The organism is Streptomyces sp. BE303, assembly GCF_036290945.1.
Classification (GTDB): Bacteria; Actinomycetota; Actinomycetes; order Streptomycetales; family Streptomycetaceae; genus Kitasatospora.
The window spans coordinates 1-627 of record NZ_JAQYWZ010000598.1 but is presented as its reverse complement, the minus strand read 5'-3'; the positions used below and the strand labels follow the sequence as shown (position 1 = coordinate 627).

The window sequence follows — 627 nt, the reverse complement described above, 5'->3', positions numbered from 1 at the left end:
CGGGCGCAGCGGTGGCGCCCGTCCGCTCGTTCCAGGACCTCGGCCTCGCCTCGCTCACCGCGATGGAACTGCGGACCCGGCTGGCCGCCGCGACCCGACTCACCCTCCCGGCGGCACGGGTCTTCGACTCCCCGGACGCCGACCGGCTGGCCGGGTTCCTGCTGGAAAGGCTCGTCGGCGGACGTGCAGCGGCGGCGGTACCGGCCGCTCCGGCCGCGCCGGACACCGACGATCCGATCGTCATCGTCGGGTTGGCCTGCCGGTTCCCGGGCGGGGCCGACAACCCGGAGGACCTCTGGGACCTGCTGGCCTCCGGGACCGACGACATGGGCGGGTTCCCCTCGGACCGCGGCTGGGACCTGGAAGCCCGCGTCCACGCGGAGCCGGTGCCCCCCGGCTCGGCGTACCACCGGGCCGGCGGCGGCCACGAAGCCGCCGTCCCGGGGGTACGTGGTGCCGGGGTGCTCCGGGTCCGGGGCGGCGAGGGCTACCAGGTCCCAGCCGCGGTCCGAGGGGAACCCGCCCATGGCGGCGGTCCCGGAGGCCAGCAGGTCCCAGAGCTCCTCCGGGGTGTCGTCCCCGCCCGGCAACCCGCAGGCCAACCCGACGATGACGATCGGATCGTCG

Annotated in this window: 2 pseudogenes; one reads left to right on the top strand and one right to left on the bottom strand. The window is 76.6% G+C overall.

From position 1 onward, the window contains the following. Positions 1 to 62: 62 nt before the first annotated feature. A pseudogene (locus PUR56_RS13345) lies at positions 63 to 362 on the top strand (beta-ketoacyl synthase N-terminal-like domain-containing protein); the annotation flags it as partial. A 114-nt stretch (positions 363 to 476) separates the two neighbouring features. On the opposite strand, the pseudogene PUR56_RS13340 reads toward PUR56_RS13345, so the two are convergent. After that, a pseudogene (locus tag PUR56_RS13340) lies at positions 477 to 590 on the bottom strand (beta-ketoacyl synthase N-terminal-like domain-containing protein); the annotation flags it as partial. Between the last annotated feature and the right edge of the window lie 37 nt (positions 591 to 627).